This window comes from Secundilactobacillus silagincola (assembly GCF_002583405.1).
GTDB classification, from domain to species: Bacteria; Bacillota; Bacilli; order Lactobacillales; family Lactobacillaceae; genus Secundilactobacillus; species Secundilactobacillus silagincola.
Genome location: NZ_BCMJ01000002.1, coordinates 232,822 through 246,210 on the forward strand (window position 1 = coordinate 232,822; position 13,389 = coordinate 246,210).

Consider the following 13,389-nt stretch of genomic DNA (forward strand, 5'->3'; position numbering starts at 1 on the left):
GTGTCGAAGTTGGATAAACAGTATGATTTAACAATTATTGGCGGAGGTCCCGCCGGCATTTTCGCCGGATTTTACGCAGGTTTACGTGAGGCATCTGCACAACTGATTGAAAGCTTACCCGTTTTGGGCGGTCAGGTCAGTGCCTTGTATCCGGAAAAGCGAATCTTGGATGTTGCTGGGATACCCAATATTCAAGCGCAGCATTTGATTGATCAGCAGGTCGAACAATTTAAACAGTTTCCAATCGATGTTAAGACGGAACAAACCGTCACTAACATTGAGAAAACGGCGGATGGTTTTACGGTGACAACACCTAGTGAAGTGACCCATTCGAAAAACGTTTTAATCGCGGTTGGAAATGGTTCTTTCGCGCCACGTCCCTTAGCAATTGATAATGTGAAGGAATTTGAAGGTAAGAGTCTGTTCTACGCTGTTACTGATTTAGCTCATTTTAAGGGACATCGCGTGCTGATTGCGGGTGGGGGCGACTCTGCTTTGGATGAAGCACTAATGTTAGAGCCAGTGGCGAAAAGCGTTCATTTAGTTCACCGGCGAAACGAATTCAGGGCGCTGGAGCACACGGTTGCTCAGGTTAAAGCTTCAACGGTCGATGTTCAAACGCCATACATGATCAAAACCATTGAAAAGACTGATAATGGGATGTTGGTCACCGTTAAAAAGATGCGTTCAGACGATGAAACCGAAACCTTTGAAGTCGATGATGTGATCGTCAGCTATGGCTTCACTTCCGACCATAAAACAGTGGACGGCTGGGATATTGATCTTGAAACGGATCACCGGCTGTTTAAAGTTAACACACAAATGGAAACTAGTGTGCCCGGTATTTACGCCATCGGAGACAGTGTGACGTATCCAGGTAAGCAGGCGTTGATTGCCACCGCTTATGGTGAAGCGCCAATCGCGGTTAACGCAATCATGGCTAAGCTGTATCCGGACCGTCGTGGACCGATGCATTCTTCATCGATTATTAAGCAAAAGTAAAGCGAGAGAGTGTGAAAACAAGCGTTTAAAGGGTGGCGTATAAGGGCTCAAAACAGAAATTGCCTTGAACTTTAGGCAATTTCTGTTTTGAGCCCTTATACATAACTCTTTGCTTGTTTGAACACGCTTAGGGAAATGTTCGAAAATTCCAGAATTTAACGCAAATAAAGCCCATTCCGGCGAACTTGGAATGGGCTTTATTTGCGTTAAATTACATAGATGACGTCCAGATTAAACGTTACTTATCACCACTGTTTGCGTCCGGATTCGTAATCTTAATTCGGTTGGTATCCGTTGACTTATGATTTAATTCTGGTGCATTTGTCTTGTAGTCTGATTGGGTCGATTTATTGCCATTCTCACTGAAGAGACTGGTAGACTTACCCTTTAAGCGATGTTCAATATTGATTTCCTTACTTAAACCGTTGGCATAGTTGTACTTTGCTGGGTTAACTGCTTTGAGTCCCTTAGGATGATAGAAACGCAGCAGGTTCTTTTGGTTAAGCGAATCTGACAGGCTAAGTTCGAGTTTGACTTTGGCTTGCATCTTCTTGATCTTGGCTTGCAGTTTCTTATTCGGATGAAGTTCTTGACCTGTTTTATTGTCGTAGACAGTGCCCGATAAGCAAGTATAGCGGTCACTGACCCAATCTTCATTTCTGAAGGCCACCACTGTATCATGTTCCTTTGAGAATAAATCAGTCCCAAATTGGATGTACTGCTTGGTGCTAATTCCTAATAAATGTAACAGGGTTGGCAAGACGTCGATTTCGCCACCATACGTATGGTTAATGTAACCACCTTTGGTACCAGGCATATTGAACATTAACGGCACACGTTGAAGCTGAGCGTTATCAAAGTCGTTCCAATCGCTTGGATTTTTGCCTAGTGCCTTCGCCAAGCTGGTATTTTCAGAATTAGAAATCCCGTAATGGTCACCGTATAAGACGATCATACTCTTTTTATCCAGTCCGGTTTTGTGCAGGTAACTGTAAAATTCCTTGATGGACTCGTCCAAGTAATGAGCGGTCTTGAAGTAGTTATCAACGGCCTTATCACCAGTATCGGGTGCCTTGAACCCATCGTCTTGGTCTTCTTTATCAAGGGAGAACGGGAAGTGGTTAGTTACGGTGAGATACTTCACGTAAAAGGGCTGTTGCAAGCGTTGTAGGTACTTCACGGAGTCGTTGAAGAGCAACTTGTCCTTCAAACCAAATCCAAGTGATTTATCACCAGAAGTATCGTAGTAACTGGCATCAAAGAAATACTGATAACCGAGATTTTTATAAGTGTTATTTCGGTTCCAGAAACTGGCCACGTTACCGTGGAACACGGCGGTGGAGTAACCCGCTTTTTGTTTGAGAATCGATGGGGCACCCTGGAACGTATTGTCGCTGCCAAGCTGTGCAAACAATGATCCTTGAGGTAAACCATAAGTGCTGGTTTCCAACATGTTCTCGGCATCACTGGTCTTACCTTGACCAACTTGATGGAAGAAGTTGTCAAAAGCGTAGGTTGACTGACTATGGTAGAGCTTGTTTAAAAACGGTGTTACTTCTCTACCATCGACTTTTTTATCGATCATGAACTGCTGGAAACTTTCCAAGTGAATCACAATGACGTTTTTACCCTTGGCCTTACCATAGTAAGCCTGGTTAGGTTTAGCGTAATGTTTATGGACAAACTTTAAAATATCAGTTAGCTCTGATTTTTTGGCCGTAGCACGGACATCACTGTTGTGCTGAGTCTTCATCCCATCATAGAGGGTAAAGGTGTCTAAGCCGAGATATTTGACCACGTAAGAGCGATCAAAGGTCTTGGTAATCAACTGTGGCCGGTTCATTTCACTGACTGCCATGGTCAATCCAAAGGCTAAGAAGCCAAGTGACGTGACGGCGAATCCCGCACGCCAGTTTAGCTTTTGATCGTCAGTTTTAATTCTTCTGGTGAACAGTAAAATAACGATGACAACTAAATCTAGCCAGAAGAAAATATCGTGAAAGTTTGTGAGGGCAATCGAACTGCCGCTAAGCCCCTGGTTGACTTTGTTATATCCCAACATGGTAGAGACAGTCATAAAGTCTGTAAACTCGCGGTAGTAAATCACGTTTAGGTAGAGTAACACGGTATTTAAGATATCCAATACAATGATTGACGTATAAAACAGCCGGGTACGCTTAATGTAAAGCGCCAGGCTGTAGAAAATAATTGCAGTTGGAATCGGGTTTAAGATGTATAAAATCACCTGCAGCGGATCGTTGAGAGTGATGTGAAAATCAACGAAGTAGGCGAGCAGTGTTTTTAGCCAAAAACAGACCAGCAACAGGGTGGCAAAACCAAGTCGCGTGTCCGTTTTTTGCCATAAGCGCTTGATAAACTGCAAAATAGTGGCTCCTTTTTACGACAGATTAATTCTTAATGCTCACTAGTTTAGCAGACTTTCGGGGTTTGTGCCGTATTCACCGTAAAATTTATCAAAATGTAAGAAGTCAGTGGTATAAGTTAACGCTTTCATTTTCATCCTTTTGTTCCTTACGGATGGTGATATACTTGAAGTAACTTAAGAAATGAGGTGTCTTTTAATGACTAAACTCAATTTATACGTTGTCCGTCACGGGCAAACTTATTTTAATATTTATAATAAATTGCAGGGCTGGAGTAATTCACCGCTCACTCAAAAAGGTATTGATGGTGCGGTTGCTACTGGTAAACGCTTAGCTGACGTTCACTTTGAGGCTGCTTATTGCAGTGATACAACTCGGGCCATGGATACGGCAAAACTAATCTTAAAAGAAAACAATGCTTCGGCAGTTAAAGAACCGCAAACGACGATGTTTTTCCGTGAAGAGTTTTATGGCTATTACGAAGGTAATGATATGGCGCAAGCTTGGTATTTAGCCGGGGCACCTCATGGCTTGCCAACCTTTAAGGATATTGTGACCAAGTATTCGATTGGTAAGGCTAAGGATTATTTGAAGGAAGCAGACCCTTTCCACCAAGCTGAAAACAACGAGGAATATTGGAAACGGGTGGATCAAGGGTTTGATTTGATCCGAAGCAATCCAGATTTAAAGGATGGGGACAATGTGCTGTTAATTAGTCATGGTAACACATTGTTAAGTCTGATGGAGCGTTATGGCGGTGGCAAGTATGATTTGACGGTGCGTCCAGCGAATGGCAGCCTGACGAACTTGACGCTGACCGATGATGATGTGATTGTGGAAAGTTATAATAAATAAGGTGCGAAGCCAAGCGGTTAGAGAGTGGAGCAGAAAGGCGTCCAATGGAATTCCATGAACTTGGGAATTCTGTTGGACGCCTTTCTGTGCAACTCTCTGCTTGGAGTAGCCCGATTAAGAAAAGGTGCGAAGCCAAGCGTTTAGAGTGCGAAACATAAGGGCGTCTTCGATGAAATTCCGTGAACTTTGGAATTTTGTCGAAGACGCCCTTATGTGCAGCACTCTGCTTGGAGTAGCCCGATTAGGCTATATAACAGTCGTAAATGCAGTTATTCATTCATCCGCATCCCAGCTCAAATCACCATCATCACTAAAGTCAACGTTCTGCTTAGCGTAGTAGTCCATAATAGTTGGCCGCAGTGATTCAAATTTTGGTGGTAATCCCAAACTATTGCCAAGGGTCAGGATGGGTTCATCTAGGCTGAAGCCGGGAGTCGGTGTTGCCAGTTCAATCCGATTATCGCCGGGTTCACGAATGTAGAGGCTCTTAAACCAGCCACGATCCCGATACATTTCAATGTCCCAGCCTTGTTCTTCTGCCAGGTGGTAATAACGTAGTAATTCTGCTTCGTCCGCAACTCGTAAAGCCACATGGTCAATGGACCCACGACCAAAACGGGTTATCTGGCTAAAGTCAGTGGTTTGCACCAGTTTGATTTGTTCAGCGCCTTCCAATTCAACAACGTTATTAGTAACCGTTAAGTGTAATAGCTTTTCAAAAAAGGCCTGTGAGGCACTTACATCTGGCACGTGTAGCTCAGTCCCTATGAAGCGGCTGATTTGGTACTTAGGGTCGATGCCGTTATTGGGCACAATTTGCCACTCAGTGAGTTGATGATCAGTTTCAACCATCGTTACTGGGATTTGATCAGGATCATCAAACGTGAGATTACCGTCCGTTTCAGTCACGGTAACACCTGCGTTAGAAAGGCGATTTTGCCAGAAAACTTTGCTACCAGTTGGAATGGCTAGACGGATACCATTTATAAAATGATTACCGTCCGTTCGATGGCCTAGTAGTGGTAAAACGAAAAAGGTAATCACTGATCCAGGTGTGCCCAAATAATCGCCATAGAATAAGTGTCGAATGTGAATGTTTTCTTGGTTAACTGAGTTCTTGACTAGCCGTAACCCTAAAACATGTGTGTAAAAATGAATATTCTGCTTAGCGTTTTTCGTCAAAAGTGAAATGTGATGAGTTTGCACGATACCCGCCTGCTTTCGTAATTTTCTTGCCCCAAGTATAGCATATCGCTACTAAAACCCCGCTGATTTCGCTCTTTAGAAGTGGGGTATAATATAACGAATAAGGAGTGTGAGATATGAAAATTGAGTCAGCAGAAAAGACGCATAGTCAAGTATATGCGGATGCAGCTAGTATCCGGCAAGCCGTTTTTGTGAAGGAACAGGGGATTTCGGCCCAGTTAGAGTTTGATGGTCTAGACGATCAGGCGACCCACTACGTTGGCTACGTTGATGGGCAACCGGTGGTGACTGCTAGAATTCGATATGAAGATCAGGTCGTACATATTCAACGGGTAGCAGTCCTGAAATCGTTTCGTCATCACGGGTATGCTATGGCACTGTTACAGCAGGTGATTGCTAAAATGACACCAGGAACTCAGTTAGAACTCAATGCCCAAGCAACAGCCATTGGTTTGTATGACCAACTAGGCTTTAAGCAAACTGGTGAGCCGTTTGAAGAGGTCGGTATAAAACATGTCAAGATGGTTAAGCAACTATAGGAAGATTGATTGATGCCATTAAAAAAGCTTGGTTGCCAGTATGAAACTGACAATCAAGCTTTTGTTATATGTTCAAATATTATATGTGTGAATTAATTTTGAGATGCAGTAGTACTGAAATCAGTAACGTGTGCGTAACCAACAACGTGCCACCATGGTGCGTGAACCTTTTCCTTCACCACACCGCGGTTTTGTGCATCAATCATTTTACCGTTACCGACGTATAAGCCAACGTGGCTAATGCTACGGGTACTGTAACCAAAGAAGACTAAGTCGCCCTTTTTAACGTTAGAACCACTAACATGTTTGTAAGCATTGTATTGTGCTTGGGCAGTCCGTGGAATTGTAATCTTAGCAGCCTTTTTGTAAACATAACTCGTAAAACCAGAGCAATCAAATGAGTAAGGACCAGTTGCGCCCCAAACATATGGATGACCCAGCTTACTTTTAGCTGTAGTATAAACGGTGCTGTAAGTTGCGTCCGTGCTTGCAGCATGTGCTGTTGTTACCTGTGCACCAGCAACTGCGAAACTAAAGAATGCCGCGATGGCAATAATACTCTTCGTAATTAAATTCTTCATTGAACTAAAAACCCCTAACTTATCCGTCTTTTATGTACAATAATTAGTGTACGTGTTAATTATTTCAGTTATGTAACAAAGTAGTGTCAATGACGTTAAACAATCTATTTCAAATTGTAATTTACGTAATAATTTCACAATAACACCCCAACTTTTCTGACAATTCAAGATTTTGAGGTGACTAACTTTGCTCATTAAGTCAGAATGTGAAATAATAAGGTTGCAAAACCTGAGAGGCGGTTATGAAATGAAGTATCAAATTCCTAATATAGTTGATTTCGACAAATTTGTATTTCGGATTGGTGAACTGAGCCGAATGACGGGTGTATCGTCTCGTCAGCTGCGCTACTGGGAGCAGCGGGATTATATTTCAGCAATTACCCGTGATGATCAAAATAAGGCGCGCGTCTACGATTTTTATACTTTTCTTCAAGTTAGTATTATTAAAAAGTTATTGGATGAGGGGTACCGACTTCCTGCTGCCGTGGAAAAGATGAGTAGTATTGAAAAAGAACTTTCGTTGTCCAGAAAGTTCTTTCATGCTGCGTTTAATGGCGTGGAGGTAGTAGACGGCCAGGTGTTTTTAAATCTGGGGTATTTTGATAAAGCTAAAACCCAAATTTTGTATGGTCAGTATGAAAACGGGCAGGCTAGTTATGAAGTTCGACCAGCTAATGATGATTAACTAAATATGAAAGCAAAAAACAAGCACTATCCCGATAATTTCGAGATAGTGCTTGTTTTGTTTACTGATTCATTATTTTGCGTGTCGTTTCAGGTGAGGCCGTTTTGAAGGCAACGTGATGGTTAACTTACCAACTGACGTGACGATAATTGGTAGGATAATGTCGAAGATAGCTGTTGCGAACAAAATGATCAGGCCTGCTTGAGTCAGTGGTGCAAAGTTAGCACTGAACAGGACTAAGCAGATCACTAGTACTGTAAAGACTTGGTAACGAATGATCTGGCCTAATGAGCTGATGCCCGGTAACAGCCAATCCATCATTGTAGCCTCTTTAAACCGATAGCTGATTGCCAGTTGAATGAGCAGACTAACACTGGTTACTAATAATGGAACAGCAGCAATCAGCGGTACTTGCCAGTTAAAGCTTGGATCGCCTGACATAAAGTGGCTGGTAAGCTGTGCAAGCTGAGTGCCACCCATAACGGCAAGTGCCAAAGTAATCAGCCAGTAGATTGGCTGTAAGACTGAGCCGCTTAGCAGTGCCACAATCAAGAAGGTGATGACACCAATGGTTAAAATCAGCCAACCGGTGTTAGCTCTGACAGAATGTTCGATGGTACTTTGAACAACTGGCTGGCCAGTATAAGCGATTTTAGCCTTACCCAGGGTCGTCCCTTGCAGTTGGGTGTTAACTTCAGACTGCAACTGCTTGATGGTAGCCGAATTGTTATGGCTAGAAGCAGAATTCTTTAAGTAAACTTGTAACTGAGTAGTCTTATAGTCTTGACTGGTGTTGCTTAGCAATGACTGCTGGAACTGCATGCCAGTTAACTGTTCAGGGGTAATGTAATAAACCTTAGCAGCATCAGAAGCCTGTAAAGCTGATAGATAACTGTAGATATTGTTATAAGACTTGATCAGACCGTTCAAACTGGACGTGGTTTTCTTTAAACTGTTTTGAACGGAGGATACTTGAGATGCATAGTCTGAAACGTTTGACTGGACAGCTTGACCGTCATTGCCAGCTGAAGTTGCTTCGTCGTTTAAGACTCGCATGTTACTTGCAACGGTCTGGAGCTGACTATTAACCAAATTAAGTAAGCGTTGATAGTTTCTCACACGGCTGGAAGCGGATGAACTTTGCGAAACACTAGCTCGACCAGCAACTTCAGAGACTTGTGAACGAACTGTGCTAGTATCATCTGCTAACTGGTTCGTTTTGGAAACTAAACTGTCAAGCTTGTCGGCGGATTCGCTCAACTTGACTTGGCTAAGGTCGGAACGGTTGCCTTTAAGGTCTGATTGAAGTTGAGAGAGCTGATCAGTGGCACCTTTGAGTGTCATGTTCATCTGGTTCAACTGCGTATTGACGTAGTATTCGTTCATTGGCTGACCGTTTGGTTGAGTCAGTGAAGTTACGCCCGAGACACCAGGCATTGATTGTAATTTAGAAGTTAAATTATCAATTTGAAGCAGGGCTTTTTCGTTATCGACCCGATTATTGCTACGAATATAGATGGTGACTGGTGTTGCCTTACCTTCACCAAAGTGCGCATTGAGGACACGCATACCGGCTATAGCTTCATTATTAGGGGCGACTGTTTTAGCAGCCGAGAAGTTCAAGTTGTCCCGGTATAAAATGGCAAATGGACCGACAACGTACAGCACAGCAATAATCGCAACGAAGGGTTGCCAGAGGCCAAAACGTGCCATCCAATTCCAGAATCGGTGTGGGCGTGAAGGCAAGTCAACGGCTGGCCAGAAGAACCGTTCGCCCAAGAGTTGCATAAAGATTGGGGCAATGGTGTAAAGACCAATGATAGTGATAATCGTAACGAAGGCTAAACCAGACATGGCACGAATGGTTGAGAAACTGAAGGCGTAAAAGCTGGCAAAAATGACGGTCAGTGTGCCCCCAAGAATCAACAAGAAGTTACGTACAGAATGAACACTATGCGTGGTTGCTTCTACCGCGTCTTGCCCAGCGGCTACGTTCTGCTTAAACGCGTTAAAGAGATAGTAGTGGCCTAGAGTACCCAATATTAATGTCAGTAATAGGGTCAATAATGGCAAGTATTCAGAATACGGGAAACTGGTACGACTGGCCAAATTATTAATCAAGCCTAAGGAAACGGCGTACATCATTAGCATGGATAACGTTGAAATTAGAGGTGCAATCAAGGATTTGAAGATGACGCCGATGATCAGCAGGCTTAGTATGAAACCAATAATAGCTGCAAAGGTCGTGACGTGGCTAATATTTTGGTTAGCAGCATCGTTAACCAGTTCTGGGCTAGTTAAATAAGTTGATAGACCGGCAGTTCGAATCTGTGATCGTAGCTGTTTAGCAAGTACGCGGGGATTCCCCTGGTTTTGAGCAATTGCCAGCTGAACGGTTTCGGTGGAGCCGTCTTTAGAGTAGAACTGACTTTTGGCCGTAGGATTCGTGGTCATGGTTTGAATTGACTGAATGCCATAGGTCTTTTCTTTTTCAGTCAACCGTTGAACAGTCTGATCAATTTTAGACTGCTGCGTGGCAGTCAGCTTACCGTTGGGGTTATTGAAAACCACGGTGACGTGTGACGTACCTGATTGGCTTCGTCCCCAAGTGTTTTGCATGCTTCGGGCCACCATAGGCTGACTGTTATTAGCCAACTGCGGCTGACCTTTAGATTGAATCAGATCAGAAGTGTTAGGCATCATCACAATTGCAACAAAGATTGCAATGAGCCATAGCAGCAACGAAAAGATTCGTTGTTTGTGTAACTGACGTATCCGCTCTTTCATTGAATAATATCTCCCTTAAAATGTCGCCACTGATGGCGCATATATATAACTACTATATTAACATAGCCGATAGGGGTTTGTATTTCAATTCTTGAAATTGAAATAATTAACCTTTTAGGCTGTCCGACACCTGATAAGTGCAATTTTTAGTCTGATCAGTTATTGTGAAAATGAATTCAATTCAAAATACTATTAATTGGGTCAATTTTTGCTTATAATTAACTTTCTTGAAATGAAGGGTGTGAAAAGACCATGTCAAACCAATATCAAAGTCGTTTTGCCGGATTAAATACAAATCAACGGTTTTCAATTGCAAAACAATTAGCTGCTGATTATCATTTGGATGTCAGCCAAATTCTGTTTACCTACTTAAAGGTTGCGGAACCAATTCTCAAAGAAGCACAACCTAAGCAACAGATTTCTGAAAATGCACAGAAGCAAATTGACGAACAATTCGAAAAGATCTTAAAGCAACTCAGTCAACCAAAGGAGCGGTAACAATATGTGTACGAGTATCTATCAAATCGCGCTGGATGGGACACATGTATTGGGAAGAACAATGGATTGGCATTCAACAGGTGCTGGACCGGTATTTGTTCCGCGTCAATATCACTGGCGTTCAGTATATGATAATCAAGCTTATCAAAATCGTTACGCCATTGTCGGTAGTGGTGGTGCTCACGATGAGGAAACCGATATTTCTGATGGTATCAACGAGTTCGGTTTAAGCGTCCAAAAACTGACCTTTGCTAATGGGGCACTTTTTGATCACCAACCGGATCTGAATAAGCACTCCATTGCGCCCTTCGAATTACCACTGTATCTTCTGGGTCATTTTAAAACGATTGCGGAAATCGAAGCACACATGAATGAAATTCAGTTAATGAGCGGTGAACGGGCGTTTAAACCCTATGGCTACCCTGAACTTCACTTCGTTGCCGCGGACGCTACGGGTCGAATCGTTGCTATTGAAACTTCAGAAAAACCGCTAAAAATATACGAGAATCCCTTGGGTATCTTGACTAATGCCTATGATTTCGAGCGACAGCTTAATCAACTAAAAGATTATATGACCTTTACACCAGAATTTGAGGCTGGTACGGTGCCGTTGAATACACCACGGGTAACTACAGGCAGCTTTTCGGGTAAGAAGGTACCAGCCGGATCATACACACCAGGTTCCCGCTTTATTCGGGCGGCATACTACAAAGAACGTACGGACCGGCCAGAAGATGAAGAAGCGGGTATCATCAGTATGTGGCATCTGTTGAATGGCGTATGCGTACCTAAAAGTACCGCTTATCAGCAAAATTATTCGATTTACCGAGCTGCGACGGTGACGGAATCGTTATCATACTACTTTGAGTCCTATAACCGGTTAGGTGTCGTCAAATTACAGCTGACACCAGAGATGTTGGAACGAACAGCACCGGTGATTTACCAAATTCCAGATCAGTTACAGACATTCAGTTTAAATTAATGAATTATTAATTCTTAGTCAATGAAGGGACATGTTAAACTAAACTTAGTATTAACAATAATTTTGATGAATGGAGACACAGTTTTTGGCCAAGAAAAAACGCCGCAGTAAAAAGAATAATTCACAGGGTGTAGCAACATTAGTCTTTTTGTTAGCCTTATTTGTCATCGGTGGCGGACTAGGTGTACGCTATGTCATGAATAATTATCTGGCTAACCAGCAGACTCAAACCAACAAGTCAGCTAATACGGAGACCCCTGAACAGCGCCAGCAACGTCAGTTTATTGATTCAGTGGCAAAACCCGCAATTAACGTTTATAAGGATAACCATCAAGTGTTGCCGAGTATCGTAGTTGCACAAGCCATTATCGAATCCAATTGGGGTCATTCTCAGTTATATCAAGACGCCAAGAATCCGTTTGGTATCAAGGGCAGCTATAACGGACAAACCAAATCGTTTCCGACTACCGAGTACGTTAATGGTAAAGAAGAGCGAATCAATGCCAACTTCCGGGTCTATCCGAATTTGGAAGCGGCAATTTTAGACCATGACGCGGTGGTTGCCCAGCAGTTTTTGCCAGCCCACGTCACTAATTACCGTACTGCGGCAAGACTATTGCAGCAAAACGGCTACGCAACGGACCCTTCATATGCCAAGAAATTAGTTAATGTCATCAATACTTACAGTTTGAATCGGTTTGATGGTTACTAAAATATCGAACTTCCTGCTTGATACCCTTGGGTGATTTCTGTATGATACAAATATTAAGACCACGATAGGAGAGATGTTTGAGATTGTTTGATCTAATCGGAAAGCTTTACGGGCCATTTTTTGATTTGCATAATTGGGAAACCGTCATCAGTTCAGGTAGCGACTGGCTGGTGATCTTTTCACTGGTACTGATCGAGTGTTTACTTTCAGTGGATAATGCGGTGGTACTGGCTGCTCAGACCCAGGCACTGCCCACCAAGGAACTGCGCGAAAAGTCGCTGTTTTACGGCATCTGGGGTGCCTATATTTTCCGCTTTCTGATTATTGGAATGGGCGTTTACCTGATCAATTTTTGGGAAATTAAAGTTTTAGGAGCGGGTTACCTGCTCTTCTTAACGGTGCAATATTTCTCCAAGTCACGAGTTAAGCATACGCGTAAATTAGTGTCCGGCAAAAAAAGGCGTATCTCGCTGTTTTGGTCCGTGGTCATGCAAATTGAATTGATGGATATTGTCTTTTCAATCGACTCAGTACTCGCTTCACTAGCGATTTCATCTAATCCAGTCATTGTTTTGATTGGTGGCTTGATCGGTATTTTAGCTATGCGTGGCGTGGCTGAACTGATTATCAGATTAATGCGTTTCATTCCAGAACTCGAACCAATGGCATATGGCTTGATTGCTTTGATTGCCGTTAAGTTGTTTGTAAGTATTCCGATGATTGATATTGAAATTTCAGCGACTACCTTTGGACTTGTTGTCCTGGGCGCAGTCGTACTCACAGTGATGATTCACTTTATTCGAAGAAAGGGGAAACGGACAGCAGATGGCAGTCACGATAACGAAGGATAATTTAGCTGAAGAAACCGCTACTGGAATGGTCCTCGTTGATTTTTGGGCGGACTGGTGCGCACCATGTAAAATGATGGATCCGGTGCTTGAACAATTGGAATCAACGTATGGGGATCGCATCAAATTCGGCAAATTAAATGTGGAACATAACCAGGATTTGGCTATGAACTACAAAGTGATGAGTATTCCTAGTCTAGTCCTTTTCCGCGATGGTAAGGCCGTCGAAAAAGTGACAGGCGTGTATCCTAAAGATAAGTTAGCCAAGTATTTAGACAAAAAATTAGCAACCAATTAGGGGGCTTTATTT

Annotated in this window: 13 protein-coding genes; 9 read left to right on the forward strand and 4 right to left on the reverse strand. The window is 42.8% G+C overall.

All coding sequences use genetic code 11. The features are described from left to right. Window positions 1–9: 9 nt before the first annotated feature. Entirely contained in the window at window positions 10–1,002 is a 993-nt protein-coding gene (locus tag CES82_RS02955; RefSeq protein ID WP_098823836.1) for an NAD(P)/FAD-dependent oxidoreductase, read from the forward strand. A gap of 238 nt (window positions 1,003–1,240) precedes the next feature. Here the strand turns inward: CES82_RS02955 and CES82_RS02960 are convergent, their stop codons facing one another. Beyond that, a complete protein-coding gene (locus CES82_RS02960) occupies window positions 1,241–3,376 on the reverse strand; it encodes an LTA synthase family protein (RefSeq protein WP_180245651.1) in 2,136 nt (711 codons plus the stop codon). A 208-nt stretch (window positions 3,377–3,584) separates the two neighbouring features. Between CES82_RS02960 and CES82_RS02965 the strand changes: the two genes are divergently transcribed. Beyond that, window positions 3,585–4,241, forward strand: coding sequence for a histidine phosphatase family protein (locus CES82_RS02965; protein WP_098823838.1), 657 nt, complete (start codon window positions 3,585–3,587; stop codon window positions 4,239–4,241). A 273-nt stretch (window positions 4,242–4,514) separates the two neighbouring features. On the opposite strand, the gene CES82_RS02970 is transcribed toward CES82_RS02965, so the two are convergent. Continuing rightward, a complete protein-coding gene (locus CES82_RS02970) occupies window positions 4,515–5,450 on the reverse strand; it encodes a VOC family protein (RefSeq protein WP_180245652.1) in 936 nt (311 codons plus the stop codon). Between the two features lie 113 nt (window positions 5,451–5,563). Between CES82_RS02970 and CES82_RS02975 the strand changes: the two genes are divergently transcribed. Next, a complete protein-coding gene (locus CES82_RS02975) occupies window positions 5,564–5,986 on the forward strand; it encodes a GNAT family N-acetyltransferase (RefSeq protein WP_098823840.1) in 423 nt (140 codons plus the stop codon). A 92-nt stretch (window positions 5,987–6,078) separates the two neighbouring features. Here the strand turns inward: CES82_RS02975 and CES82_RS02980 are convergent, their stop codons facing one another. Then, window positions 6,079–6,567 carry a C40 family peptidase gene (locus tag CES82_RS02980; RefSeq protein WP_098823841.1) on the reverse strand — a complete coding sequence of 163 codons (489 nt, stop codon included), beginning with the start codon at window positions 6,565–6,567 and terminating at the stop codon, window positions 6,079–6,081. Window positions 6,568–6,814: 247 nt separating this feature from the next. Here CES82_RS02980 and CES82_RS02985 point away from each other — a divergent pair, with 247 nt between their 5' ends. Beyond that, window positions 6,815–7,252: a MerR family transcriptional regulator gene (locus CES82_RS02985; protein ID WP_098823842.1), complete on the forward strand. Its 438-nt coding sequence runs from the start codon at window positions 6,815–6,817 to the stop codon at window positions 7,250–7,252. A gap of 72 nt (window positions 7,253–7,324) precedes the next feature. Here CES82_RS02985 and CES82_RS02990 read toward each other — a convergent pair whose 3' ends face one another. Beyond that, window positions 7,325–10,039: an MMPL family transporter gene (locus CES82_RS02990; protein WP_098823843.1), complete on the reverse strand. Its 2,715-nt coding sequence runs from the start codon at window positions 10,037–10,039 to the stop codon at window positions 7,325–7,327. A 252-nt stretch (window positions 10,040–10,291) separates the two neighbouring features. On the opposite strand from CES82_RS02990, the gene CES82_RS02995 reads away from it, so the two are divergent. The 5 genes from CES82_RS02995 (at window position 10,292) to trxA (ending at window position 13,377) form a co-directional block, all read left to right on the forward strand. Continuing rightward, window positions 10,292–10,537 carry a hypothetical protein gene (locus CES82_RS02995; RefSeq protein ID WP_098823844.1) on the forward strand — a complete coding sequence of 82 codons (246 nt, stop codon included), beginning with the start codon at window positions 10,292–10,294 and terminating at the stop codon, window positions 10,535–10,537. 4 nt (window positions 10,538–10,541) lie between these two features. After that, window positions 10,542–11,519 carry a linear amide C-N hydrolase gene (locus tag CES82_RS03000; RefSeq protein ID WP_098823845.1) on the forward strand — a complete coding sequence of 326 codons (978 nt, stop codon included), beginning with the start codon at window positions 10,542–10,544 and terminating at the stop codon, window positions 11,517–11,519. A gap of 70 nt (window positions 11,520–11,589) precedes the next feature. Further along, window positions 11,590–12,231 (forward strand): glycoside hydrolase family 73 protein, encoded by a 642-nt coding sequence (locus tag CES82_RS03005; protein ID WP_098823846.1) that lies wholly within the window; start codon window positions 11,590–11,592, stop codon window positions 12,229–12,231. Between the two features lie 83 nt (window positions 12,232–12,314). Next, window positions 12,315–13,082: a TerC family protein gene (locus tag CES82_RS03010; protein WP_098823847.1), complete on the forward strand. Its 768-nt coding sequence runs from the start codon at window positions 12,315–12,317 to the stop codon at window positions 13,080–13,082. Further along, a complete protein-coding gene (gene trxA, locus CES82_RS03015) occupies window positions 13,057–13,377 on the forward strand; it encodes a thioredoxin (protein ID WP_098823848.1) in 321 nt (106 codons plus the stop codon). The genes CES82_RS03010 and trxA overlap by 26 nt, the downstream gene beginning before the upstream one ends. Window positions 13,378–13,389: the final 12 nt, after the last annotated feature.

Excerpts from the sequence above, each read along its gene's own strand:
- CES82_RS02965 (WP_098823838.1), top strand. The coding sequence starts at position 3,585 with ATGACTAAACTCAATTTATACGTTGTCCGTCACGGGCAAACTTATTTT.
- CES82_RS02975 (WP_098823840.1), top strand. The coding sequence starts at position 5,564 with ATGAAAATTGAGTCAGCAGAAAAGACGCATAGTCAAGTATATGCGGAT.
- CES82_RS02980 (WP_098823841.1), bottom strand. The coding sequence starts at position 6,567 with ATGAAGAATTTAATTACGAAGAGTATTATTGCCATCGCGGCATTCTTT.
- CES82_RS02985 (WP_098823842.1), top strand. The coding sequence starts at position 6,815 with ATGAAGTATCAAATTCCTAATATAGTTGATTTCGACAAATTTGTATTT.
- CES82_RS02990 (WP_098823843.1), bottom strand. The coding sequence starts at position 10,039 with ATGAAAGAGCGGATACGTCAGTTACACAAACAACGAATCTTTTCGTTG.
- CES82_RS02995 (WP_098823844.1), top strand. The coding sequence starts at position 10,292 with ATGTCAAACCAATATCAAAGTCGTTTTGCCGGATTAAATACAAATCAA.
- CES82_RS03000 (WP_098823845.1), top strand. The coding sequence starts at position 10,542 with ATGTGTACGAGTATCTATCAAATCGCGCTGGATGGGACACATGTATTG.
- CES82_RS03005 (WP_098823846.1), top strand. The coding sequence starts at position 11,590 with ATGGAGACACAGTTTTTGGCCAAGAAAAAACGCCGCAGTAAAAAGAAT.
- trxA (WP_098823848.1), top strand. The coding sequence starts at position 13,057 with ATGGCAGTCACGATAACGAAGGATAATTTAGCTGAAGAAACCGCTACT.